19 protein-coding genes are annotated in these 24,514 nt (G+C 60.6%); 10 read left to right on the forward strand and 9 right to left on the reverse strand.

All coding sequences use genetic code 11. From position 1 onward, the window contains the following. Window positions 1-60: 60 nt before the first annotated feature. The 4 genes from AC5E6W_RS17635 to AC5E6W_RS17650 all read right to left on the reverse strand — a co-directional run bounded on the left by AC5E6W_RS17635 (window position 61) and on the right by AC5E6W_RS17650 (window position 4,244). A complete protein-coding gene (locus AC5E6W_RS17635) occupies window positions 61-1,236 on the reverse strand; it encodes an acetyl-CoA C-acyltransferase (RefSeq protein ID WP_491753644.1) in 1,176 nt (391 codons plus the stop codon). A gap of 11 nt (window positions 1,237-1,247) precedes the next feature. Then, window positions 1,248-2,036 (reverse strand): SDR family oxidoreductase, encoded by a 789-nt coding sequence (locus AC5E6W_RS17640; RefSeq protein WP_491753645.1) that lies wholly within the window; start codon window positions 2,034-2,036, stop codon window positions 1,248-1,250. 56 nt (window positions 2,037-2,092) lie between these two features. Further along, a complete protein-coding gene (gene kce, locus AC5E6W_RS17645; protein WP_491753646.1) occupies window positions 2,093-3,142 on the reverse strand; it encodes a 3,5-dioxohexanoate:acetyl-CoA acetone transferase in 1,050 nt (349 codons plus the stop codon). Between the two features lie 76 nt (window positions 3,143-3,218). Then, complete coding sequence (locus tag AC5E6W_RS17650; RefSeq protein WP_491753647.1) at window positions 3,219-4,244, reverse strand: AraC family transcriptional regulator; 1,026 nt, start codon at window positions 4,242-4,244, stop codon at window positions 3,219-3,221. A 346-nt stretch (window positions 4,245-4,590) separates the two neighbouring features. On the opposite strand from AC5E6W_RS17650, the gene AC5E6W_RS17655 reads away from it, so the two are divergent. From AC5E6W_RS17655 to AC5E6W_RS17695, 9 genes are all read left to right on the forward strand, one after another. Next, window positions 4,591-5,445: an SDR family NAD(P)-dependent oxidoreductase gene (locus AC5E6W_RS17655; RefSeq protein ID WP_491753648.1), complete on the forward strand. Its 855-nt coding sequence runs from the start codon at window positions 4,591-4,593 to the stop codon at window positions 5,443-5,445. A gap of 46 nt (window positions 5,446-5,491) precedes the next feature. Then, entirely contained in the window at window positions 5,492-6,190 is a 699-nt protein-coding gene (locus tag AC5E6W_RS17660; protein WP_491753649.1) for a CoA transferase subunit A, read from the forward strand. Between the two features lie 3 nt (window positions 6,191-6,193). Then, window positions 6,194-6,850, forward strand: a complete 657-nt coding sequence (locus tag AC5E6W_RS17665) for a CoA transferase subunit B (RefSeq protein WP_491753650.1) — start codon at window positions 6,194-6,196, stop codon at window positions 6,848-6,850. Next, window positions 6,847-8,019: a thiolase family protein gene (locus AC5E6W_RS17670; RefSeq protein ID WP_491753651.1), complete on the forward strand. Its 1,173-nt coding sequence runs from the start codon at window positions 6,847-6,849 to the stop codon at window positions 8,017-8,019. Before AC5E6W_RS17665 ends, AC5E6W_RS17670 begins: the two co-directional genes overlap by 4 nt. A gap of 778 nt (window positions 8,020-8,797) precedes the next feature. After that, window positions 8,798-9,361, forward strand: coding sequence for a sigma-70 family RNA polymerase sigma factor (locus AC5E6W_RS17675; protein ID WP_491753652.1), 564 nt, complete (start codon window positions 8,798-8,800; stop codon window positions 9,359-9,361). Window positions 9,362-9,393: 32 nt separating this feature from the next. Then, complete coding sequence (locus tag AC5E6W_RS17680) at window positions 9,394-12,606, forward strand: protein kinase domain-containing protein (RefSeq protein ID WP_491753653.1); 3,213 nt, start codon at window positions 9,394-9,396, stop codon at window positions 12,604-12,606. Window positions 12,607-12,621: 15 nt separating this feature from the next. Continuing rightward, window positions 12,622-12,984, forward strand: coding sequence for a hypothetical protein (locus tag AC5E6W_RS17685; RefSeq protein WP_491753654.1), 363 nt, complete (start codon window positions 12,622-12,624; stop codon window positions 12,982-12,984). A gap of 49 nt (window positions 12,985-13,033) precedes the next feature. Next, window positions 13,034-14,560 (forward strand): hypothetical protein, encoded by a 1,527-nt coding sequence (locus AC5E6W_RS17690; protein WP_491753655.1) that lies wholly within the window; start codon window positions 13,034-13,036, stop codon window positions 14,558-14,560. 100 nt (window positions 14,561-14,660) lie between these two features. Then, complete coding sequence (locus AC5E6W_RS17695; protein WP_491753656.1) at window positions 14,661-15,620, forward strand: MBL fold metallo-hydrolase; 960 nt, start codon at window positions 14,661-14,663, stop codon at window positions 15,618-15,620. A gap of 348 nt (window positions 15,621-15,968) precedes the next feature. On the opposite strand, the gene AC5E6W_RS17700 is transcribed toward AC5E6W_RS17695, so the two are convergent. From AC5E6W_RS17700 to AC5E6W_RS17710, 3 genes are all read right to left on the reverse strand, one after another. Further along, the gene (locus tag AC5E6W_RS17700) at window positions 15,969-16,577 is read right to left on the reverse strand and encodes a hypothetical protein (protein WP_491753657.1); all 609 of its coding nucleotides are present in this window, start codon (window positions 16,575-16,577) and stop codon (window positions 15,969-15,971) included. A gap of 274 nt (window positions 16,578-16,851) precedes the next feature. Continuing rightward, window positions 16,852-18,837: a M56 family metallopeptidase gene (locus tag AC5E6W_RS17705; RefSeq protein ID WP_491753658.1), complete on the reverse strand. Its 1,986-nt coding sequence runs from the start codon at window positions 18,835-18,837 to the stop codon at window positions 16,852-16,854. An 18-nt stretch (window positions 18,838-18,855) separates the two neighbouring features. After that, window positions 18,856-19,239, reverse strand: coding sequence for a BlaI/MecI/CopY family transcriptional regulator (locus tag AC5E6W_RS17710; protein WP_491753659.1), 384 nt, complete (start codon window positions 19,237-19,239; stop codon window positions 18,856-18,858). 168 nt (window positions 19,240-19,407) lie between these two features. Between AC5E6W_RS17710 and AC5E6W_RS17715 the strand changes: the two genes are divergently transcribed. Then, window positions 19,408-20,526, forward strand: a complete 1,119-nt coding sequence (locus tag AC5E6W_RS17715; protein WP_491753660.1) for a 3-deoxy-7-phosphoheptulonate synthase — start codon at window positions 19,408-19,410, stop codon at window positions 20,524-20,526. Here AC5E6W_RS17715 and AC5E6W_RS17720 read toward each other — a convergent pair. Together AC5E6W_RS17720 and AC5E6W_RS17725 are read right to left on the reverse strand one after the other, a co-directional pair. Then, the gene (locus AC5E6W_RS17720) at window positions 20,510-21,655 is read right to left on the reverse strand and encodes a hypothetical protein (protein ID WP_491753661.1); all 1,146 of its coding nucleotides are present in this window, start codon (window positions 21,653-21,655) and stop codon (window positions 20,510-20,512) included. The genes AC5E6W_RS17715 and AC5E6W_RS17720 overlap by 17 nt on opposite strands. A gap of 60 nt (window positions 21,656-21,715) precedes the next feature. Beyond that, window positions 21,716-24,436: a TonB-dependent receptor gene (locus AC5E6W_RS17725; RefSeq protein ID WP_491753662.1), complete on the reverse strand. Its 2,721-nt coding sequence runs from the start codon at window positions 24,434-24,436 to the stop codon at window positions 21,716-21,718. Between the last annotated feature and the right edge of the window lie 78 nt (window positions 24,437-24,514).

A 24,514-nucleotide genomic window follows, 5' to 3' on the forward strand; every position in this document is an offset into this window, starting at 1 on the left:
CATGTACTGGCGGTCCCACTGGCGATATTGTCTTCGTAACCATACTCACCAACTCCTGCCTCAGAGAACCTCGAACAAGCCGGCTGCGCCCATGCCGCCGCCCACGCACATGGTCACGACGACGTATCGAACTCCTCGGCGACGTCCTTCGATCAACGCATGCGCCGCCATGCGATTGCCAGACATGCCATACGGATGGCCGATGGAGATGGCACCACCATCGACGTTTAAACGATCATTGGGGATACCCAGCCGGTCACGGCAATAGACCACCTGCACGGCGAAAGCCTCGTTTAACTCCCAGAGCCCGATGTCGTCCATCTTGAGATCGAAGCGCTTCAGAAGCTTGGGAACCGCGAAGACCGGGCCGATGCCCATCTCGTCAGGCTCTGTGCCGGCAACCGCCATGCCACAATATCGGCCCAGTGGTTCAAGCCCGTGCGTAGCGGCTACATTCGCCTCCATCACCACGCATGCCGACGCCCCATCAGATAGCTGGCTCGCATTGCCTGCAGTGATGAACCCGTCAGGCCTCACCGGCTTGAGCGCACGGAGACCTTCCATGTCCGTGTCAGGGCGATTGCCTTCATCGCGAATCAACGTTACTTCCTGCAGCGACGTCTCGCCGGTGGCCTTGTCGGTCACGGACTTCATCGTCCTTACAGAAATGATCTCCGCGTCGAAGCGGCCGGCTGCTTGGGCTTCGGCCGTTCGGCGCTGCGACTGCAATGCATACTCATCCTGCTGTTCCCGTGAGACACCGTACCGCCGGGCTACGACCTCAGCCGTGTCGATCATCGGCATGTAGATGTCAGGGTGCAGCGCAACGAGCGCTGGGTCCGACCCAAACCGGAGCTGCTCCGTCTGCACCAGCGAGATGGACTCCATGCCGCCAGCCACGACGATATCCATTCGGTCGATGACGATCTGCTTCGACGCCATGGAGATGCTCATGAGGCCTGACGAACATTGCCTGTCCACGGTCTGCCCAGCGACGGAGGTCGGCAGGCCTGCAGCCAAGGCCGCCGTGCGGCCTATCGCATGCTGAAGCCCCTGGGGCATCGCCGAGCCGATAATGCAATCGTCGATCGCGTCGGGCTCTACTCCCGCGCGTGCCACCGCAGCACGAATAGCGTGAGCCGCCAGCGTTGGGGCAGGAGTGGCGTTGAATGCCCCCTTGTAGGCACGGCCAATCGGAGTTCGTGCTACGGAAACAATCACTGCATCACGGCTCATCTCACGCACCACTACAAATACTCGATATTGCCATCCACGCCGATCGTCTGCCCTGAGATATTGCGACCCGCCTCCGAACACAGGAACAGACACGTGAGCGCCACATCATCTGCAGTCACCATGCGACCTAGCGAAATTCTCTTAAGGTACTCAGCCCGCATCTCAACCTCGTCGAGTCCCTCCAAAGTAGCGCGAGCACTGATGACACCGTCCATTCGCGGACCTTCGACGATGCCTGGCAGTACAGCGTTTACCCTGATGTTGTCTGGGCCGAGTTCGATGGCGAGCGACTTGACAATCCCCACGACCGCCCACTTCGTTGCCACATAGGGCGTTCGCCATGGGATGCCTGCACGCCCCGCAACGGACGAAATGCAGATAATGCTGGCAGAGTTGGACTCCCGCAGCATAGGCACAGCATGATGCAGACAACGGTACTGGCCGTTGAGGTTTACGTCGATCGTACGCGTCCATTCTTGTTCTGAGATCTTCTCTACCCCAGCAGTCGGGCCCGCGATGCCGGCGCAGTTCACCAGGACATCCAGGCCGCCGTATCTGGCGCGCTGTGTTTCGAACAGCGCTGCCACCTGCGCAGCATCGGCCACGTCGGCGTGGGTCGCCTCACACGACGGCGAGCACTCCCGGAAGGCGTCCAAAGCCTTCTCGTCAATATCGCAGATATGGATCTCCGCACCAGTCTCGGCAAAGGCAGAGGCAATCGAGGCTCCAATGCCGGAGGCGCCCGCGGTCACCAGGACCCGCAGTCCTCTGGGGGGATACAACCGATCCTGGAACGTCATCCTTGGTTCATTGCTCATGAAACTTCTTTCCGGTTTCGGGGTACATGCCAGAACAATCACGCAAAATGGACATTCTCAGCGCCTTTCAGATGCAGCATCTCCCTGACCTCCGACGGTGTGGCGATTTCAAACGAAAGCTCTGCAAGAATGCGGCGGATCTTTTTTACCTGCTCAGCATTGCTCGTCGCCTTTACGCCAGGGCTGAGATAGAGATTGTCTTCCAACCCCACTCGCACGTTTGCTCCCATGATGGCCCCCATGGTTAGGAGTGACATCTGATGGCGCCCAGCGCCCAGGATGGAGAGATGGTAGTTCTCACGTCCGAATAGACGATCGGCCGTCGATCGCATGATGAATAGGTTCTCCGGGTCCGCCCCCAGCCCCCCGAGGATGCCGAAGACAGCCTGGATGAAGATCGGCGGCTTGATCACACCGCGGTCGATGAAGTGCGCAAGGTTGTAAAGGTGCCCAACGTCGTAACACTCGAGCTCGAACCGTGTGCCGCTTTCCCCTAGATTGGCAAGAATGTACTCAATGTCCGCAAACGTATTCTTGAACACTGCACTCTTCATGCCTTCGATCTTCGGTTTCTCCCACTCATATCGCCAGCTTGTGATCCGTTCAGCTACCGGATGGATGGAAAAGTTCATCGATCCCATGTTCAGCGAACACATCTCCGGCTTGGCCTGGAGCGGATAAGCCAGCCGTTCCTCGATCTCCATGTTGGAGCTGCCGCCCGTCGTAATATTGACGATCGCGTCAGTTCGCGCTGCCACACCGGCGCAAATCTTCCCGAACACCTCTGGATCCCCCGTGGGCTTGCCATCCGCAGCGTCTCTGGCATGTAGATGCACAATCGCTGCTCCAGCCTCCGCAGCTTCCACGGCGCTATCCACGATTTGGCAAGGCGACGCGGGGAGATACTCCGACATGGTCGGAGTGTGGACGGAACCGGTGACAGCGCAGCTTAGGATGATCTTGTTTTTGCTTTTGGCCATCGTCGGTCTCAGTAGGATCAAGAACCGAACGATCATAAGAAGCAGAAGACAACATGCGACAGGTTGGCAGCGGACATTCTGCTGTCGTTTTCTGACACGACTGCTCATAGGTCAACGACGGCCTCGAACACTGCCTGGTACTCCAGCCGGCGTCAAAGGCGTCGCGACGATTCATCCATGTTGATCAAGCCCGAAATCGTGCCGGCGTGCTGCCCGTCCATCTGCGAAACGCATGACGGAAATTCGCTGCATCGCTGAATCCCACGAGCTCTGAGATGTCGTCGATACTCAACTTCGTAGACCGGAGGTACTCGCTTGCGAGGTTGCACCGCACGTCATCGAGGATTTGAGTGAAAGAGGTGCTCTCGGTAGTGAGTCTTCGATTGAGCGTCCGCACGGTCGTTCCGATCCGCCTCGCGACACCCTCCATGCTGGGCGAATGTCCAGGCGTCGATGCGATGATCTGATACACCTCGCCGGAAACCCCAGTCGATGTCTTGACTTCACCAAGGATCCGATCACAGGTATCCTGCAAGATCTTCGAGGTGAGACCGTGCGCCATGCGTGGTTTCGCGGAGAGGATCGCTCTTGGATAGATAAGCTCCGACCTTGGCTCATCAAAGCTCACCGGGCATCCGAGATAGCGCTCATAGAGATGCGTATGCTCAGGAGCCGAGTACGACAGTGCCGCACGCACAGGCAGGTACGAGTCGCCTTCGACAACGGCCCGCAGATGCGTCGAAAGCTGGGTCAGCTGTTGTTCGATGAGAAAACGTAGCAACGAGTCAGGATGCGTGACCCCAGCATCCATCGGGAAGACCCACGAGACATACTCACCCTCCTCACGCCACGACATGGACAGGAGCGGGGTCGCGAGCTGGTGGTACTTGACCGCTACATGGAAGTACTCGCGGATCGTTGGACTGCACACCAGCGCAAACCCATACATCCCATAGGCCGACAATGGAATGCGACTGCCCGTACGAAAGGGCGTCTCGGCGGTCTTCGAGAGCTGGAGAGCATTCCGGCAGACCGTAATGTACTGTCGGACGGACGTGCGGGTCTCCGGATCCCCGATACTTTCCGGCGTCAGACCTGTGCCAGACAAGCTTGCTTCAAGCTCAATTCCCTGCTCTGCAAGAACCTCGACGAGCGCCGCTACCTTGTAGGGCGCGTACCGTTTTTCGCTCCAGAGGGGAAGTTCCATCATGCCAACGCCTTGTCCTAAAAGAACCCTCTTGTGTCAGAATCGAACCTGTGCAGCTCAATTGTGCATCATTAGCATTCCGTTCGGGAAATGTTTTCGCGGAACCATGCTCCGAGTCACTCGAGAGATCGGTCTTCGCCGCAAATCCCTGTCGCAGAGCATCGTTTCGATGGTCTGAAGGGAGTGCGCGCGCCAAAGAATCATGGAATCTCGGATCGACTAAGCACACCGTGGACACGCGTCGATCCGCATCCGCGTTTGCAAAGGGAGCAGGCGGGAGCGAGACTTCTTTGAACTCAGACCGGAGCCGTGTGTCGGAGTTCGTAATCGCAAAGGAGCACATGCAACGATGACAGAAACAGACATCGCCACGCCCGAATCGCCATTCACGCTCAGCGGCAAGTCAGCCATCGTGACTGGAGCTGGACGAGGAATCGGGAGAGCAATTGTGCGGCGCCTCGCATCCGCCGGAGCCAACGTTCTCGCATGCGATGTCGATCAGGAGGCCTTACGCGAGATGAAGACATCCCTCGGCGACTCCGAGCGAATCGCAATCGTTCCTGGCGACCTGATGCAGGCCGATGTTCCGCAGCAAATCGTGGATGCTGCTCTCCAGGCCTTCGGGGCGATCGACATCGTCGTCAACTGCGCTGGCTTCAGCTGGGATAGCGTGATCCAGAAGACATCGGACGAGCAGTTTCTGGCCATGTTGAACATCCATATCCTTGCGCCCTTCCGTCTCTTGCGTGCGGCTTCCAGCTACCTTCGGGAGACCGCCAAGCGAGAGATAGCCAGCGGCCAGCGCGTGATGCGCAAGGTCGTGAATATTACCTCGATCTCCGGCACCGTTGGGAACGCCGGGCAGGCCGGCTACGCCGCAGGCAAGGCCGGAGTGATTGGGCTGACGAAGACCCTGGCCAAAGAATGGGGCAGGTACAACATCAACGTGAATGCGGTCGGCTTTGGCCTGATTCAGACTCGCATGTTGCAACCCCTTAAGCCTGAAGGAACGATCCACATGAGCGGCAAAGAGATTCCAATCGGCGTGCAGCCCGCGATGCTCGACTCCTTTGCAGCCGCATGTCCACTGGGCCGCCTGGGTACCCCCGAGGAAGCAGCCGGTGCCGTACTCTTCTTCTGCTCCCCACTCTCCGACTACGTCACAGGTGAAGTGTTGATCTGCGGCGGCGGATATCACTTCTAATGTGCAGAGCAGAGAAGCTGCGCCAGGAATAAGGACCAAAGGGCACATGAACAAGCTATTCAAGTCTGCGGAAGAAGCGCTGAATGGAATCACGCGCGACGGCATGCTCCTTGCCGTCGGCGGCTTCGGCCTGTGCGGCATTCCAGAGATGTTACTTGGGGCGCTTCGCGACAGTGGCGTGCGCGATCTAACCGTCGCCAGCAACAACGCCGGCGTGGATGGATGGGGTCTTGGCCTCTTGTTAGAGAGCAAGCAGATCCGCAAGATGATCTCCAGTTACGTCGGCGAGAATGCCGAGTTTGAACGCCAATTCCTTCAAGGGGAGTTGGAGGTAGAGTTCTCGCCGCAGGGAACGCTCGCCGAGCGAATGCGTGCGGGAGGCGCCGGCATCCCCGCGTTCTACACGCGCACAGGCGTGGGCACCGTCGTCGCAGAAGGAAAGCCGACGATGCAATTCGATGGCGAAACCTACATTCTCGAACGCGGCATTCGTGCGGATCTGTCGCTCGTAAAGGCCTGGAAGGCCGATACACGCGGAAACCTGATCTATCGCCGCACGGCGCGCAACTTCAATCCGGCTGCCGCCACCTGTGGCCGCATCACGATAGCGGAAGCAGAGATCATCGTCGAGCCTGGCGAGCTTGATCCCGACGCGATTCATACGCCCGGCGTCTATGTGCATCGTCTCGTCCACAATCCAACGCCTGAGCGCCGCATCGAGCGTAGGACAACACGGAAGGAATAGCGCATGCCCTGGACAAGAAACGAGATGGCGGCGCGTGCCGCGCTCGAGTTACACGATGGCTTCTATGTCAACCTCGGCATTGGCATGCCCACGCTGGTCGCCAACTACATCCCTGCCGACATCACGGTTGTGCTCCAGTCGGAGAACGGCATGTTGGGTATGGGGCCGTTCCCGCTCGAGAGTGAGGTCGACGCGGACCTCATCAATGCCGGCAAGGAAACGGTGACCTATGTCCCAGGTGCCTCCTTTTTCTCCAGCGCTGACTCCTTCGCGATGATTCGCGGCGGGCACATCAACCTGGCCATCCTTGGCGCAATGGAGGTTTCAGAGAGCGGAGATCTCGCTAACTGGATGATCCCCGGGAAGCGCGTCAAGGGGATGGGTGGCGCAATGGACCTCGTCGCCGGGGTAAATCGCGTCCTCGTAATGATGGAGCACACAGCACAAAACGGTACGCCAAAGCTTCTCCGGACTTGTACGCTGCCGCTCACAGGAAAGGGCGTCGTGAAGCGCGTCATCACTGACCTCGCGGTGCTGGATGTTACAAGTGACGGCTTTGTCGTGCGCGAACTGGCGCCCGGAGTGACCGAGCAGCGGCTCATCGCAACCACTGCCGCGGCGCTTCGCTTTGACTTGGAGAAGGTGGGGGCGAAGTCATGAAGGCCTTCATCCTCGCGGCACGCCGCACCCCTATCGGCTCGTTTCTCGGCGCCTTCAAGGATGTCCCGGCTGTCGATCTTGGCGTCGCAGCAACGGCTCCGTTGCTGCAGACGGTCCAGGGTAGCGACATCGCTGACGTCATCGTGGGCAACGTGCTCCAGGCCGGCCATGGCATGAACGTTGCCCGACAGATCGCTCTGCGCGCGGGCCTGCCGCACACCGTCCCAGGACAGACAGTCAATCGCGTGTGCGGCAGTGGCATGCAGGCCCTGGTAAGCGCCATCCAGGGCATCGCCGCAGGGGATGGGCACCTATATCTCGCAGGCGGCACGGAAAGCATGTCGCGCGCGCCATTTCTTTCTATGGACATGCGGACCGGCCGCAAGATGGGAGATGTTTCCCTGCTGGACAGCCTGACGCACGATGGCCTGACCGACCCCACGCACGGCTACCACATGGGCATCACGGCGGAAAATATCGCGGAGCGCTGGGGCATCACGCGCGAAGAGCAGGACGCCTTTGCGCTCGAGAGTCATCGCCGCGCCACAGCAGCCGTTTACCAGAAGGCGTTTGCCGGTGAGATCGTGCCCATCGATGTCCCAGGCCGCAAAGGAACCGTGCATATCGAGAGCGACGAGAGCATTCGGCCCGACACGAGCATGGAAGCCCTCTCCAAGCTTAAGCCAGTGTTCAAGCGCAATGACGGCACGATAACTGCCGGTAACTCGAGCGGATTGAATGACGGAGCGGCGATGCTTACAATCGCTAGCGAAGAGTACGTGGCGGCGCACCGACTTTCGCCCCTGGCAGAGATTCTGAGCCACGCAACGATTGGCGTCGACCCTGCGTTCATGGGCATCGGTCCTGCAGCTGCCGTGCCGCTCGCCTTGAAGCGCGCCGGACTCCACATACAGGACATCGACCTCTTTGAGTTGAACGAGGCCTTCGCCGCACAATCCCTGGCCGTCGTGCGCGATCTTGGCATCGATGCAGAGCGGGTCAACATGTCAGGTGGCGCCATCGCGTTAGGCCATCCGATCGGCGCCTCGGGTGCCCGTGTGGTCGTTACGCTGGCGCATGCGTTGCGCAGGCACAAGAAGGAGTCAGGCGTCGCCAGCCTTTGCATTGGCGGCGGTATGGGAATCGCGCTCGTTCTCCGCGCATGCTAGGAGCGGACACCTTCACCAGGGTCGCCAGCAACCCATAGTTCGAACCTTGATGAAGATTCTTCGGCGCTACCGTAAGTAGCACTTCGAGCACTCCGGCATTCACTACGCCGCCGCGGCGATGGAAGCGCCCTGTACCACGGGCAGGAAATCGTCGTGGTCGGGGCCGGCAACTCAGCCGGTCGCTGCTTTCTTCCTCTCGCACTATGCCTCCCCCTGTGTACCTAATCGTGCGCGGAACGAGTGTGGAAGACACGATGTCTTATTACCTGGTGCAGCGCATCGCCAGGTCTCCGGCTATCTCCATCCTCGTGAACTGTGACCCTGTCTGCCTCGAGGGAGACGGTCAGCTCGACCGAGTGTCCTGGTGTTGCCACACCACCGGCGTCACCGGCGATCACGCGATCTCCAACGTCTTCGTCAGGATCGGATCCAACCCAGGATCACGTAGCTATGCCAAGACCTCGCCACCGACAGCCCCTTCGCAACCAACCAGAAGGGCGTCTACGCCGTCGGCGATGTGAGATCGAACTCGGTGAAGCGGGTCGCCTCCGCAGTCGGCGAAGGTTCCGTCGTCGTCTCCGAGATTCGCAAATACCTGTCCGTTGCTGCAGCGCATTCTATCTTGGATCGAGTGCAACGCCCGTAGCAGCTCGCGGATCGATTTCAGCGAAGGCGCAGGAGCTTGAGGAACTTCGATCCGAAGATTGCCCCAGGCCCGAAAGGCCCGGTGCTATGATGGCCGCATCGATTCAACACTCCGGTCAGGGCTAGTGCGTTCATGGACCCCGGGAATCCCGAAATCACACAGATACTGCAACATCTTGTGCAGGGAGACCCCGCGGCACACGATCAGCTGATGCCTATCGTGTACAAGGAGCTTCGCAGGATCGCGGGGGCACACATGCGCCGTGAGCGCGCCGAGAATTCCCTCCAGCCCACCGCTCTCGTGCACGAGGCCTATCTGAAGCTTGTGGGGATGGAACGGATCGAGTTCCGCGACCGCGCGCACTTCTTCGCCATGGCCTCCCGCCTCATGCGGCAAATCCTGCTCGACAAGGCGCGCCGTGACAGCGCAGACAAGCGTGGAGCTCTCATCCGCAGTGTCGTCACCGACGAGGGTCTCCTCGCCGCGCAGTCCCGCCCAGTCGATCTCATAGCTCTCGATGACGCGCTCGCCGAACTCGTCAAGTTCGACAAACGCAAAGCCGACATCGTCGAGATGCGCTTTTTCGGTGGTCTCTCTGAAGACGAAATCGGCTGCGTTCTCAACATCTCGGCCCGCACCGTCAAGCGCGATTGGCGTGCAGCGAGAGCATGGCTGTACAACGCATTGGCTCCATAACTCGCAGAGTGTTCCGCCGAATTGACGTTGCCATGCACCCTGAACGATGGGAAACAGTCAACCAGATCTTCGATGACGCTCTGGATCGGCCTCCAGCCGAACGGGCGGCGTTCGTCCGCGAGGCCTCCGGAGGCGACGACGAGATCTGCTCCCAGGTCGATGCCCTCCTGCGTGCCGACGCGCAGGCAGCTTCATTCCTCGACCACCCTGCTGAAGCGCATCTGGCTGGTCTCGCCTCGACTCCCCCACCATCAGACCTCCCGCATGGAACGATCCTTGCAGAGCGCTTCGAAATCATTCGCTTTCTGGCCGAAGGCGGCATGGGCCGAGTCTACGAGGCCTTCGATCGCGAGCTCCGCATCCCAGTCGCGCTTAAGCTGATCGGACCGGAAGTCTCGAGCCGCGCCGAGGCTTTGGAACGTTTTCGGAGAGAGATCACCATCGCCCGCCGCGTCGCCCACCCCAATGTCTGCCGCACCTTCGACTTCGGTCGTGCGCGATTCGAGGGCGCCGACATCGTGTTCCTAACCATGGAGCTGCTGCGCGGCACCACATTGCGAGATCACCTCTTGGCTCACGGTGCTATCCCCGTCGAACCCGCGCTGACGATCGCGCGACAGGTGGCGGACGCGCTCGAAGCTGCCCATGACCTCGGTGTCATCCACCGCGATATCAAGCCCAGCAATATCATGCTCACCGGTATCGAGGCCAACTCGCTCAAAGCCGTTGTCATGGACTTCGGCCTCGCACGGCTTGAGATGGTCGCCGACGCGGCAAGCGACAAGGAACCTACCCTCCTTGCGGTGACACAAGCTGGCCTTCCGCTCGGCACACTGGCCTACATGGCACCCGAGCAGATCGAAGGCTTGCCCGCGACGCCCGCGACGGATGTCTACGCGTTCACCCTTGTGCTTATCGAAATGCTCTCTGGCCGCCGCGTCTTTCGCAGCGACAATCCGCTGAGCGGCCTCGCGCAGCGGCTCAGCGGATTCGTGCCCCTTGGCGATTTGCTGCCGTCCACCATCCCCTCGGCATGGCTCCCCGTACTCACGACCAACCTTTCCCCGGATCCCGCCTGCCGCCCTCCGCGACCACGCGCGCTGCTCGACGCGCTGGAGGCCGCCTCCCCTGAGACTTCGTCTGCGTCCACACCCCCGCCACAGCACAATCGCTCACCCTGGCTCAAGACTCTCATCACCGCAAGCGGTACCCGCGCGCAACGCTTGCGTCTTGCGGCAATCATCCTTGGTCTCGCACTCCTCGTGTCCCTTTCCTGGCTGCTGCTGCGCCTTATGTATCGAGACATCCCAGCAGCCGTCGCACAGGGAGCTGTCATTTATGTTGCCCCTCTCGACAACCACAGTGGCATCCGCAGCCTGGACAGCCTTGGCACATTCCTTTCCTCAACGCTGCAACAGTCCCAGCAGGTCCATTCGCTGGAACCCATAAGAGTCGAAGAGGTTCTTCAGTCGATGAACCGGAACGCTGACAACCCGCTGGACGTCATGACCGCACGCGAGGTCGCCATGCGCGCCGGCGCTGTACGCATCATCTTCCCCTCGCTCAGCTTGTCGGGAAACATCGTGACGCTCTCCATCCGAATGGAACAACCCGATCAAACCCCCACCCGCCCCCGAGCTGCCTGGTCAAAAACCTTTCAGTGGCCGCTGAGAGACCACGGGCCTGCCGTCGATCCCCAGGCTCTCACCGCAGTTCGCACCGCCGGTGACTGGGTGCGAACCAAGGCTGGCGAATCCGCAGACGACATCGCGCGCCTGGACATTCCCCCTGAAGACGCCACCACATCCAACTGGCAGGCGCTCGAGGAGTACACGCTCGCCGAAAAATCACTGAGCGCCGGCAAACGCAAAGAGGGCATCATTGGCCTTCAGCGCGCCACGCAGATCGATCCTGAATTCGCACTTGCATCCGCAAGATTAGGCGATCAACTCATGGCCGCCGGCAGCTGGGCCGAGGCACTGGCCGCATACCGCCAGGCTATGAGCACCGCCGGACGGCAGCGCCTGACTCGCTATGAAATGGACCGCGTTCGCGGCATCTACGCCATCGATACGCGAGACGATGCCACCGCAGTGGCGCAGTTTCGAGATCTCTCGTCCTACTATCCAGAGGACTGGCTAGCGTGGTTCTATCGCGCCGCACCGCTGCTGCGCCTCGGAAAGTATGCGGAAGCACAGGCATGCCTTGAGCGCGCACTCGCACTGAAGCCCGGGCAGCGGAGCGTGCTCATTACTCTCGCATCGTTAGCCCTCATCAACAACGACCTCGCCCAAGCGCAACACTGGATCGACGCACTTAAATCATCCGGGCAGAGGCCGGACGCGGCCTGGGCCGGTGCCGAAGCCGCATTCGCTGAGGCAAATGCTCAAGACGTCCTCGTCCAGGTGCACCTGATGCGCCAGGGGACCGATCGGGATCGAACCCTCGTGAGCTACCTGCTGGAGAGCGATCTGCAGGGTGAGGTCGGCCACCCCGACCGTTCCATCACGGCTCTGAACGAAGGCCTGCACGCCGCAGAGACATTGGGTGACGACGCGGAGAAGGTGCTGTTTCTCATGGAACGCGGCTCCGTGGGATGCAGGCTCTCGCAATGGGATGCCTGCATCGAGGATGCGCGTGCCGCTCTCACATCTGAGCGTTCCCCCAATGCCGCGCTGCTCACATCCCAGTTCCTCGCGCGATACGGCTTCTTCGCCCCGCCACACGTGCAACGCCAGATCGACGCCATCCTGCAGTTGGCAGAACCGGCGGCCGATGGAGACCAGCCCGGCCCGCTCTTCGAGATGGCTCGACTCCGAACACGGGCCTCGCGTGAGTTGCTGCACCACGACTGCGGCCCTGCTCTCCGTGACTTCCAGCAAGCTGCGCACATCGATGCCCCAGCGGTGTCCCATGAATATCTCGGCGATGCCTATGCTCTCTGCGCAACCGTCGAGCAGAACCGGGAAAAGGCTTCTTCCCTGCGTCAGCAGGCAGCGGACAGCTACGCATGGGGCGCCTTCCATCCTACTTTTCTATGGTACGAGCCAAACCGTCACCCCCCCGGCTCGGCCACAGATCAGCTTCAGGCCTGGCTCGCGCTCAACCGCACTCCTGATCCCCGCAACGAGGCCGCCCGGCAGAGGCTCCTCGCACTCCGCGGCGATCAACCTGCGGAGGACCTCTCACGCTTACCCTTCGGTCTGCTTTCGCCAGAACGCAAACCCCAACCCTCAACCAATTGAACAAGGAGGAATCTCATGCCCATCGTATACAAAGGCCTATACGGCGATGCGCTGCCGGCGAACACCACCGCCGTATCCGTCACGGACGATAACATCGGCCCACTGCTCAAGGTATGGCTGCTTCTCGTCACCAACACGGCGTTCTGGGAGCCGAGCGCCGGACCAGGATTAACGGCTGAGCAGAAGGTCGACTTCTCCGCCGCCATTGGTGCCCATCCCGTCACCATCGACGCGGTCGTGGGGCTAATTCTCAACAACAGCACGCTGCAGGCTTCCGTCCATGCAGCCGCTGGCGTCTTCCAGACGATTGTGAAAACGGCAGACTACGAACCGCAGCCATGTCCCAACTCTGCGGGCACAATCGCTGTACTGCGCTAGCCGATGGATCCAACCAGAGAAGCAAAAGCGGTATCCAAAGGAGATCACCGTGCCCCGATTGAGCGAAGTCTTCGCAGGACTTACCGTTCTCCTTGCAGGTGCGGCAGGGTTTCACTTCCTGTCGCACCCCTCTGGCCGGGCTGTCCCGCCGCCTCCGCCTGAGGTCAACACGGGCTATCCACTCCCAGACAACGACGTGACGCTACAGATGCAAACAGGAACCGAAGACGATCTGCGTCTCCATGCCTGGAGCGTTCTGCAAAGCCTCGTCGGCACGGGCGACATCGCCGACTGGGACGACCGGTCCGGCAAACCACCATGGAAGAACAAATGCGACCTAGGTCTCCTGGGAAATAGCTGGATCTGCAGCTATGCCTCGGGAGTAGACGCGACGGCCGCACACTTCATTCCACACTACAAATCCGGCAGCCATTCCTGGTCTGGCGTCGAGACCGCTGTCCAGCTGCGTCCCACCCAGCCACCCACGAGCAAGGTCGCGCCCAAGGACACAGCGTCTTCGAGCGAGCTGGCCTCCGTCTTCTATAACCCGGCTGCGGCAAATTTCATCTCCACAAACTCCCTCAACAATGAAGCGGCACTCGAACAATTCAGCACCGGTTCGACGGCATTCCCCACCAACGCCGTCATCATCAAGCTCATCTGGGGCTTCGCATCCGTGGCGCCCGGGGCAAATCCCAGTGGCCCGGGAACACTTCTGAAAATTGTCAACCCTCCCGACTTCCAGCATCCCGACCAATTCAACTTCGCCAATCCGGGCTCCAAGCCGTCATCCGGTCTTCCTCTGCCGTCCGACTCGAATCCAAACTGGGTCAGCATCCAGCTCGACACCGACGAAACCCATGGATGCGTCGTTGCAAACGTCGCAAACGGCGACTCCATACCGGTGAACTGCTTCTATCACCATCCCTTTCAGTGCGAACAGATTGTTGCCAACAATGCTGGCGAAGTTCCCACCACCTTGAGATCGTGCGTCCCGGGGCAACAGGTGACCGCCTATCTTCTCGGAGTCCATATCATCACCGCCGAGCAAAGGAACTGGTTCTGGAGTACGTTCTGGTGGTCGCCGCAGCCGCTGGATGATTGGGCACACCACGACCAGCCTGCTGCCGTCGCATCGCTAGGTCCGTGGGGACACTATGACATGCTCGCAACGGCAAGTCAGCCTCAAGTTAACGCCGGGACGGTGAGCGACATCGCTTATAACCCCTATCTCGAAGGGCTTCGCGAAAACGGTCTCACCTCAAACTGCATGTATTGCCACCAGATCGCGGGGTACCAACGCGGCGGTCACGGCAATCCTTCAGTCGCCAATAATTCAACCCTCGGATCGCCCTCACCCTGCGTCTACGGCGGCCCGCCTGGACCCTGCCCCGATACACCATTTACCGCCCCCTCCGGCGCATACATGACCAGGTTTCTCTGGACACTTGCAAACGCTCAGGACCCAAATATCGTCAAGAACGGCCAGACGGCCGGGGGTCCTCAAATTGCAGTCGCGGCCTCTAGATCGCGCCGAACTCGCTCGAGGGTCGTGTACCGCCTCGTTCTCCCGTAAATGCCGGGAAGTCCACCAGCGTTGCCCTTTGCACCAAAGGCCTCCTGTTCGCTCGCCTCTTTCGCCGCTTTGCAGCATCTATATCCTCGAGCGAATCGCGATGCCAAGAGACCTACCCTTCTGGATGATCAAGCTGCGTCAGCTCTGGCGGCTGGTCCGTGAGAGCCACGAGAACCCCATAGCCGGGGACAGTACGGTCCCGGTGCCGGTTAGCCCCGATCAAACAGCCGTCACCTTCATCGGTCACTCTTCCTTCCTGCTGCGCATCGCGGGTCGCGCCCTCCTCGTCGATCCCGTCTTCGCCACCAGGCTGATTCTGCTGCGCCGTCAACGGCGGCCGGGCATCCTGGTCCGCGACCTCCCTCCCATCGACGCCATTCTGCTCACACACGCACACATGGACCATCTCAACCTGCCGTCGCTCCGGGCAGTAGTCCGCGAGATGCGACGTCGCAGACTTCCCGCACCCGTTGCGATCGTTCCGAACGGCGTCGAAGACCTCATTCGCAACATTGGCTTCAGCGAAATTCGTTCGCTTCGCTGGTGGGAGTCGACGCTCCTCGAAGGTCTCACTATCACTGCCACGCCCGCCAAACACTGGGGCGCGCGCATGTTCAACGACACGCACCGAGGTTTCGGCGGCTATACCATCGCGGCTCCCGGCTCGCCCACGTTGTATCACTCAGGCGATACAGCCTACTTCAACGGCTTCCATGAGATCGGCCGTCGCTTGCGCCCTGACGTCGCGCTTCTGCCCATCGGAGCCTATTTTCCGGATAGCTACCGGGCTGTCCATACCAGCCCCGAGGAAGCTCTGCGCGCGTTCGTGGATCTGGGTGCGCAGGTGATGATCCCCATGCACTACAACACCTTCCGCCTCGGCCGCGAGCCCATGTCCGAGCCGCTTCCCCGTCTCCTCGCCGCCGCCAACCTCGCAGGCATCGAAGACCGCGTTCAGCCGCTCGAAGAAGGCGAAACATGGTTGGGGTTGACGCTTGCGGAAAAGCCAGCGCCCGAGCTGGACGTCAGGAGCTCCGCGAATCACTTATTTGCAACTTAGGAGCGATCGCCGCTGAAGAACGCCGCGATGGTCACATCACCCGTGTCGCCGCGATCACGCGGATGTCGTGAGCCCTCGAATCTGCAACGCCCCTCACTGCAGTTGAAGGCGAAGTCCCAGGACGCCGTTCGAGCCCGTATAACCAACCTCCTCGCAATGCTGTCCCCAGAGCCGGCAGATTGCCCCGCGCCGGGCGTCCAGAACTGCGCAAGATGGTAGCGGACGGTTGTGTGCGGTCGCGAAATCATCGCAGACAAGGAGACGGCGAAGCACAGAGCGGCGGCGATCAGCTTCGTTGGGTACATCATTCCTCCCTGTACTTTCTTCGCGTTCGTCACATACCGCAGGTCAGTTATCGAGCTTGAAGATCTTGATCTTGATCAGGCTCGCGAGCGTAAGGTTCTGCAGCCCTCGGGCGCGCATCCGATCGACAAACGGCCGGTCAATCTTGAAGATCGACATCTGGATCAGCTCCTGCTCCGTCGGCTGGAAGCCCATCGCCCGCGCTTCTCTTGCCTTCTCCGGAGTCACACCGATGGCTTTCATCTCCGTAAGCTTGCCTGCGCTAAGTTCCGGGTAACCCGCAGCGGCCATCGCATGCACGTACTCGGCATCGACATGAAGAGCTCGCAGGCCGGTGAGCTTATTCGTAGTCAGATCGATGATGCCAAGCGCCTTCATCTCCTCGGCCCAGGCTGGTGTAATGTCCAGCATCAGGAAGCTGAGCTGCTTGCGCGGCGTGATGCCGTCGAATCCCAGCGCATCCATTACCTGCGGGTAAGTCTCGCTCGCGGTGAAACGAAAGCGTCCCGAAAGCACACCATCGTGGACGATTCCGTCGCACACAAGGTCGCCTGCATCACCCGTAATATTCGCAGCAAGCTTCCCACCCTCGCCCTCAAGCGCCTGCGGAGACACTCCCTCCCACCGGCTCCATTCCAGGTGGGAGTTGGACATCTCCATGCAACCTCTAGTGTCCTTCTCGCAATTGCTCTCAGACAGTGTGACCTGTGCCGTACTTGGTTTATCGATCCGCTGGGATATCGAGACCATGCAGAGACCGGACATCGCCTGTGCAAGGCAGCTCCCCGACGAAGCAAGAACAAGAACAGCAGCTACAAAATGTTTCATGGCGATCCTCACAGATGGTTGCAGTTGAAAATGCGCGCAGCTCTCCTCTGTGGTCCGAAGACCAAAAAGGAAGTCCGCAGGGATTGCGTTTGAGAAATTGTTAGTTGAGCAGGCCCGAGATCTTCAGTTTGTTCAACTTGTCCAGGCTGGTGCTGTTGAACCCGTTCGCCTTGGCTTTGCTCACGAAATCGGCATCGACGTGAAAGACAGCGGCCTGGCGTACGGTATGGTTATCCGCATCCGGGAAGGTCGCCTTCAGCCACTTCGCATAGTCGGGCGTCATGCCCTGAGCCTTCATCGAGATCAAGTCGCGCGCCTTCGTCGAAGAAAAGCCCGCCGCCGCCATCTCGCGGGCATACTCCGGCGTAACGCCTACGGCCTTCAGACTCACTGCTTCGTGCAGATCCGCCGGAGCAAACCCACTTGCCTTCATCGCGGCAATATATTCCGGCGTCACTCCAACAGACTTCATGCTGACCACATCATGCATCGTCGGCGTACCCAGCCCCAGCGACTCGAGCGACCTGGCATACTCCGGCGTGATGCCCATGGACTTGACCGCGACCACGTCGTGGAGGCTTGCCGGAGCCAGGACCGTACACTTCAGGCTCGCAATATATTCAGGCGTTACTCCCATCGACTTCAGCGAAATCAGCTCGCGAAGCGTCGGAGTTCCGAGCCCAGCCTGCGCGATACCCCTCGCGTACTCCGGTGTAACACCCACCGACCGCAGCGCGACGATCTGATCCAGGTCCTTGTTCAGATCCAGCGGATAACCGGCATCCCGCATCTTCTGCAGATACTCAATCCCGCTGCCTTGCTGTTCCGCGTTTTGTTCAAATGTCGGAGCCGGCACGGGCCGCGGATTCGCCATCGGCGCCGAAACGGGGGCCGGCATCGCGGCAGGCTCCGGCGAGGCAGTCGGCTCCGGTAGCGCCGCGACCTCCGCAGGCCGCGCAGCAGCCGTCGGCGCCGCAACAGCCACCGGCGCTGGACTCGCCTCAACCGCGGCATCCGCCTGCCTGTTTTCGGACCTCATGCCATGCGCCAGCTGCGGAACGATGTACAGGCCCATCAATACCATCGCAACTGCCGCCATCCGTACACCACTCATCGATCTCGGCTCCATCGCTCTCTCCCCCATCACCCTTCGAATTCGATTCAAAAGCGTTCCACCCTCTCCATGCAGTCCCAATGCAAGCTGCAGATGTTGCGCACGCTGTTCTTCCAGACGAAGCAGCGCTTCGGCATAGACCACAGGGGCGCTGCACGCCTTGGCTGCGACCTCATCGCAGCACACTTCGCGAAACTCCCTCGCCCGCCGGCTCACCCACCACACCGCCGGCTGGAAGAAGAAAAGACATTCCACCGAAGTCTGCAGCAGGTTGATCAGGTAATCCCATCGCCGCACGTGCGCCAGCTCGTGGGCCAGCACCGCCTCCAGTTGCTCCGGTGCAAGCGATGTCACGGCGCTCAACGGAACCAGCACCACCGTCCGCCAGATGCCGAAGACCATCGGTGAAATCACCTCGTCCGAAACCCGCAACACAATGCGCCTGCTAAGTCGAAATTGACCGACCAGCTTGTCGAAGCTGGTCCGCAGAGTTTCCGGAACCATCTCCTCAGCCCGGCGCCTCAAGGACTGCAGCTTCCACCAGCTGCCTCCGGCACGTAGCGCAAGGAGCAGCACCCCGGCCAGCCACAGGCTGTCGATGCAAGGTAGCAGCGGGTCCGCATGCTCCGCCACCCACAACTCGCCATTGCTCACCACGGGCGCTGCTGCCGGCAGTCGTTCGATCAACACCGTATGCATCGCGCCCAGTTGCGACACGGCAAACTGCTGCGGATCGGGATGCACGTGCGAGACAAGCTGCTCCTGCTCCGCAAAGGTCGCGAAGAACACCAGCGGCATCAACGCCAGCGCGCCCAGTGCAATGCCGTATCGCACCGAAGCTGCTGCCCACACGCTGCATCGGTCGACCAGCGCGTAAACAATCGCGATGGCCGTGCTCTGCCAGCAGAAGTGCAGCAGTGTCCAGCCCAACGCGACCATATCGCCTGTTTGGATCTCGCCCAGAACCTGCATGGCGTTGCCTTCCCTTCCCTAGGAACGTTTCCGCGCAATCAGCTTGCGAATCTCGCTCAGCTCTTCCTCGCTGGCCGGCTCCATCTCCAGCGCCCGCAGCGCCAGCTGACCTGCACTGCCCGCAAAGAAGCGGTCGCTCAGGTCGCGCAGGAACCGCTGCTCCGTCTCTTCCTTCGCCACCGCAGCGCGATACACATGCGCGCGCTCGGAATCGTCGCGGAAAACCAGCCCCTTTTCGAGCATGATCTGCATCAGCTTTTGCACTCCGGTATACACCAGGGGCCGTCGTTCGTTGACTGCCACGAATACATCCCGCACCGTCGCCTGACCGCGCTCCCAGAGGATGGACAGCAGCTCCAGCTCCCCCTCCGTCGGCTTCGGAACTTCCGTCGATTTCTTCATGAGCCCGACAATATCCGAAGACCTTCGTAGATGTCAACGAAAAGTTTCGTACGAATATCTTCGCTACATCCCTGCTGAGGAAAATGGTCCCTCGAACGAAGGCAGCCCCGGCCACTGTCCGAACCGCAATGGAGGGCGACTGCCATACCTAGTATCCTGATAAGCGGCATGGCATATCCCACAAACAACCTCCGAATCGCGTCCAGCAGAGTCGTCATCCCTCCCATCTTTCTTGAAGAAGAGATGCCCCTCACGGAGAACGCTTCGCGCACCGTCTTCGAGGCGCGCCGTCAGATCGTCGACATCCTCAACGGTGAGGATGATCGCCTGGTCGTCGTGGTCGGCCCATGCTCCATCCACGACCCCGCCGCCGCCAGGGAATATGCGGGTCTCCTGAAAGCAGCCATCGCAGAGCTCTCGAGCGATCTCATGATCGTCATGCGCGTGTACTTCGAAAAGCCACGCACCACGCTCGGCTGGAAGGGCCTCATCAACGATCCCTACTTCGATGAGTCTTTCCGCATCAGCGACGGCCTGCGCATGGCGCGTCGCCTTCTCCTCGACCTCGCCGAGATGGGCGTGCCCGCCGGCACCGAGTACCTCGACATGATCTCGCCACAGTACGTCGCCGACCTCGTGAGTTGGGGCGCCATCGGCGCGCGCACCACCGAGAGCCAGGTCCATCGTCAACTCGCCTCCGGACTCTCCTGCCCGGTCGGCTTCAAGAACGGCACCTCCGGCAACGTGCAGATCGCGATCGAAGCCATCCTCTCCGCCAGTCATCCGCATACGTTCCTCGGCACCACCGAGACCGGCCAGTCCGCCATCCTTCTTACCTCCGGCAATCCTGACTGCCACGTCATCCTCCGCGGTGGCCGTCAGGTCACCAATTTCGACGCAGCGTCGGTCGCCTCCACCGCGGCCCAGATGGAGAAGACCGGTGTGAAGCCCCGCATCATGATCGACTGCAGCCATGCCAACAGCGGCAAGGATCATCGCAAGCAGGCAGCCGTGTCGCAGGCCGTAGCCGAGCAAGTCGCAAGCGGCGACCACCACATCATGGGCGTCATGATTGAGAGCAACCTCGTCGCCGGCTCGCAAAGCCTCGTCAACGGCAAGGCTCCTGTCTACGGACAAAGCATCACCGATGCCTGCATCGACTGGCCCGAGACCCACACCCTACTGCGGGAACTCGCCGCCGCAACAGCGCGACGGCGAATCCACCGGACCAAAGATGAAGCAATCGCCGAAACCGTGACGTCGTTGCCGGTTACGGGTGAGCCGTAAGCACGACCGTCCCATCCTTGTTCACCAGCTCTTCCGTCATCGTCTTGCCGTTGAGCCATGCAGGAGTCGAGAAGCCCAACGTAAGCACATTGCCAGTCGTCTCACCCGCACCAGCATGCCCACTGGCGATGACCTTCTTCTTGCCCGTCATCAGTGTCGTCTCCACCTGGTGTGCGCTCGGCGAGAGCGGCGTCGCAAACTGCAGCGTCAAAGCGTGCTTCTCGCCATCTCGCACGGGGGCGAAGCGCGCCTGCTCAATGCTCCAGCCAGCATCCGTATGCGTCGCGATCAGCGTGCAACGAACCCCCGGCTGAAACCGGTCCGTCGACGTGAGTGTGACGTGAACTCCATCCATCTTCTCGATGCGGATGGAACGATGATCGCCACTCTCTCCATCAAGCTCCCAGTTCGCTCCAACCGCAATCGCAGCGGGAGCGGAGGTAACGGTCCACGTCTGATGTCCAGGCGTGAAGACCAGCGTATGCGCGCTCTCAGTAATCGCCCCTCGATAGGGCACGAAGAAGGGCGGGTGGCTGTACTCGGTCCACACCGCTGCAGTGCTGACCGTCGCGCCGATCTGTAGCGCCGTTCCCTCACCTGCCAGCGCCCCTTGCTCACGGTAAGCGAAGATTGGAATCTTCGTGTCGGGAAAAGGATTGAGACCACTGCCCTGCTCAGAGATGTCTGATCCCTGCACGAAGCGCCACTGCAGCGGCGAGCCATCCGCAATGGTGAAGCGAACGGTTGTCACGCCACCTACGGCTTCCGTGTCTGCCGCTTCAAAGGCAATGGCGGCCTTGTGCGTCTCATCGCCAGGAGCGGCGCTCGCGATGAGAGCATCGCTGCTCGTGTAGTGGACACGCTTGCCCGAAGCCCGCTCGGTCAACGTCACATAAAGCAGCGGATGCTTGCTGTCGCTAGGATCAACGTCCAGTTCGATCATTGCGTAAGGCAGTTCCGGCCCAACAAACTGCACGAACTGCACCGGCCAATACCGATAGTTCGTGATCAGCGGAAGCAGTGGTGGAGATATCTTGGTCGACCCCGCTGACTGAGCCGCGAGAGGAGCCGGTGTAAGTGAGAACGTAATAAGCGCTGTGAGAACGAAGCTGGAGGTAAGCCGATTCATGATCTTCTCCTGATGAAGTTGTGTTGAGGTTCTCAGAGCTCCCGTCGGCCGAAGCGATCGCTAGAAGCTGTAACGAAGCCCTGCTTCAACGCGGCGGCCAGGGTCAGACTGATACGCTTGCCCGAAGAACGGCGAGCCCAGCACGCCTCCGACAGCAAGCACATTGTTGTGGTTGAGCAGGTTGGTGGAACGCACGTTCACCGCCAGCGCCCGTCCCTCTTTGCCCGCGCGATTCGGCAGGGCGAAGCTGTGGCTCACGTTGGCATCGAGATGTACGTTCCACGGCAGCGTTCCTGCATCGCGTCCCAGCGAGGCGCCGGTGCCCTCTGGTGACAGCGGACCGAAGCGGGTTTCATACACAGGAACGCCTACATTGCTTCCCTCGGTCGCATACACCGGGCGATCGTTGAACACACCGTCGCTGTTGTTATCGAAGCCAGTGGTCACGTTGTACGGCTGACCCGAAGCCGCGTTGAACTGGAACGAGAGGTTCACCGCGTGAGGCAGCGCATAGTTGCTGAACGCAATCACCTGGTGGGTCGCTTCCCACGATGGCCGCGCCATCTCACCACTGTCCGAGCTGCTGCTTTGGGGGAAACCCGTCGCCGAGTCGGCGTTGCCACGCAGATCCATGCGGACATATCCGGCAAAGATCTGCAGGTGCTTCAGGCTGTGTTGATCGACCCCGAGGAAGACGACGTTGCCTCCAAGCCGTCCACTCTGCTGAAACTGATAGAGATTGAGGTTCGGCACAAGAGGCCGCGCTCCCGTGGGCAAGCCGTCGAGCGGCGCATTGATATTGCGCGACCGCAGCACATCCCACGCGTGTACCAGGTAGACGTTCCCCTGTACATGCCAGTGCTGCGGAAAATCATGTTCGATGCCAAGATGTGACTGCAGCGACGGCGTCTGCGAGATCCCGGACAGCGGCGCACGCTGCGTGGTGATCGTGGACGTACCCGTCAGCGGAGAACCATACACCGGGCTCCCAATCTGCAGGATGCGCTGGATACTGCCGTCGAGTTCGTGGGCCGTCATCGCCGTAGCCAGATCCACGGTCCCGTAGAAGATCCCGGTGCGCGCATGGAAGACAGTCTTCTGCTTGCGATCCGGAGCCCAAGAAACACCCAGTCTCGGACCAACGTTCCCTACCGTTGCGGGCTCGTTCTGCATCGCCCAGCGAACACCCACAGCGAACTGCAGCCGAGGACGAAACTTCCACTGGTCCTGCGCGTAGAGGACCGCCTGCAGCTGGTTCAGTGAAACCTTGGGCGTGCCGAGAGTCACGTTGAACTGCGTCGGTGTGCCACCCGGCAGGCCGAGCAACGCGCGCCGATACTGCTCCAGGCCGGTGATCGCAACCGTCGTTCCCGATCCATCCAGCGCGGGTGCATTGCCGCCACCGAAGATGTAGCTCCCATTGAAGCCCGCGGTCGCAGTGTTATTCAGCGAAACATCCAGTAACTGGATACCCGCCTTAAGATTGTGCTTGCCACGCGTATAGAGCACATCATCGTCGAACTCGAGGTCGCGCTCATGAGTCTGTTGCGGCCCTGTAGTAACGCCTCCACCAGTGAAGGCCCCGGCCACCTGCAACGATGGCGCGTTAGAGTTCGGAGTATCGGTACGATACGTCCACGTATAGCCAAGCCGCGTCTCGTGCAGTAGCGAGGGAGAGATCGTCTGCAGGTTCGCCACTTGCAACGCTTGCTCCGACTGTTGACTGTTGTAGCCAGCCTCGGCAAGCACCGTGCCACCGACGCCTTGGTTGGTCAGGCCCTTGACGTTCGCCGTATACGTCACAGTCAGGTTGTTCTTAGGGGTCGGCAGGAAGCCGAGGCGTGCACTTCCCTCCCATAACGATTGAGGAGCATCGACGTTCGCAGACACACCGGTCTGATTACCGCTCGCATCCAACGTCAAGGCATCGACCGCTGCGAACTCGCTGATCTGGCGATGCTCCAGAGCCAGCGCAAAGTCGGAACGATTCTTCGCCAATGGGCCGCTCAATTCAAAACCGTAGCGCTGCTTCCCAATCGCAGCGCGAGCCGGCGAGAACGGGTCCTTGGCATTCAGAAATCCCGCACTCTGCGTCGTGAAGAGCGCGCCATGCAGACGCGATTGCCCAGGCTTCGTATAGATCTCGATACGGCCTCCACGATAAGGCGGACGCGCATACTCCGCCGAGAAGAGATCGGGGTTCACACGGATGAACGAGATCGCGGACTTCGGTGGAATCTGGCCACCATTCTGAAATCCATCCACCGTCACAATCGCTTGTCCAGGCGCGCCTCCAGCCGCAGCCGCGAGTATCTGTAGTTGCCTCGCGAACTCATCCGGATCATCCGCCATCTGCGCCATGTCGCTGGCGCCCAGCGTCTGCGAGCCCGCGATATCCTGGCTCTCGACGCCACCTGCATCCACCGTCGCGTTGACCTCTTCCATCACCGCCGACGGCCTTAATCGCACTGCCACCAGCTCCGGTACAGAGCCAATCTCGATCACTCGCGTGGCCGCTGAAAAGCCGGGCGAGTCGATCGTTACGGTGTACTTTCCTGCAGGAAGACAAGGCGTCGCAAAGCGGCCATCGCGACCGGTCTTAAGCGTCACATCGCTACCCTCAATCGTTACGCTTGCGCCCACGATGAGCGCTCCCGTCGCATCCATCACGACGCCAACGCCGCGGCCGGTGCGTTCACCGCATGGCGACTGGGCCGTTACATAAGTGGAGTAGAGAACCCCTGCCAGTAGAATGCTGGAGAGGACGAGTCGATGACGCATCGGCATTGAGAGCTCCTTGCACCGCGATGAAAGCGGTTTACAAGGACCATGCTCATGTGCGTCGACTCGCAAATATAG

It is taken from the genome of Bryocella sp., from assembly GCF_058498515.1.

Excerpts from the sequence above, each read along its gene's own strand:
- AC5E6W_RS17635 (WP_491753644.1), bottom strand. The coding sequence starts at position 1,236 with ATGAGCCGTGATGCAGTGATTGTTTCCGTAGCACGAACTCCGATTGGC.
- AC5E6W_RS17670 (WP_491753651.1), top strand. The coding sequence starts at position 6,847 with ATGAAGGCCTTCATCCTCGCGGCACGCCGCACCCCTATCGGCTCGTTT.
- AC5E6W_RS17710 (WP_491753659.1), bottom strand. The coding sequence starts at position 19,239 with ATGAAGAAATCGACGGAAGTTCCGAAGCCGACGGAGGGGGAGCTGGAG.
- AC5E6W_RS17655 (WP_491753648.1), top strand. The coding sequence starts at position 4,591 with ATGACAGAAACAGACATCGCCACGCCCGAATCGCCATTCACGCTCAGC.
- AC5E6W_RS17705 (WP_491753658.1), bottom strand. The coding sequence starts at position 18,837 with ATGCAGGTTCTGGGCGAGATCCAAACAGGCGATATGGTCGCGTTGGGC.
- kce (WP_491753646.1), bottom strand. The coding sequence starts at position 3,142 with ATGAGCAGTCGTGTCAGAAAACGACAGCAGAATGTCCGCTGCCAACCT.
- AC5E6W_RS17695 (WP_491753656.1), top strand. The coding sequence starts at position 14,661 with ATGCCAAGAGACCTACCCTTCTGGATGATCAAGCTGCGTCAGCTCTGG.
- AC5E6W_RS17720 (WP_491753661.1), bottom strand. The coding sequence starts at position 21,655 with ATGAATCGGCTTACCTCCAGCTTCGTTCTCACAGCGCTTATTACGTTC.
- AC5E6W_RS17640 (WP_491753645.1), bottom strand. The coding sequence starts at position 2,036 with ATGACGTTCCAGGATCGGTTGTATCCCCCCAGAGGACTGCGGGTCCTG.
- AC5E6W_RS17700 (WP_491753657.1), bottom strand. The coding sequence starts at position 16,577 with ATGTCCAACTCCCACCTGGAATGGAGCCGGTGGGAGGGAGTGTCTCCG.
- AC5E6W_RS17685 (WP_491753654.1), top strand. The coding sequence starts at position 12,622 with ATGCCCATCGTATACAAAGGCCTATACGGCGATGCGCTGCCGGCGAAC.
- AC5E6W_RS17650 (WP_491753647.1), bottom strand. The coding sequence starts at position 4,244 with ATGATGGAACTTCCCCTCTGGAGCGAAAAACGGTACGCGCCCTACAAG.
- AC5E6W_RS17660 (WP_491753649.1), top strand. The coding sequence starts at position 5,492 with ATGAACAAGCTATTCAAGTCTGCGGAAGAAGCGCTGAATGGAATCACG.
- AC5E6W_RS17675 (WP_491753652.1), top strand. The coding sequence starts at position 8,798 with ATGGACCCCGGGAATCCCGAAATCACACAGATACTGCAACATCTTGTG.
- AC5E6W_RS17680 (WP_491753653.1), top strand. The coding sequence starts at position 9,394 with ATGCACCCTGAACGATGGGAAACAGTCAACCAGATCTTCGATGACGCT.
- AC5E6W_RS17715 (WP_491753660.1), top strand. The coding sequence starts at position 19,408 with ATGGCATATCCCACAAACAACCTCCGAATCGCGTCCAGCAGAGTCGTC.
- AC5E6W_RS17665 (WP_491753650.1), top strand. The coding sequence starts at position 6,194 with ATGCCCTGGACAAGAAACGAGATGGCGGCGCGTGCCGCGCTCGAGTTA.
- AC5E6W_RS17725 (WP_491753662.1), bottom strand. The coding sequence starts at position 24,436 with ATGCGTCATCGACTCGTCCTCTCCAGCATTCTACTGGCAGGGGTTCTC.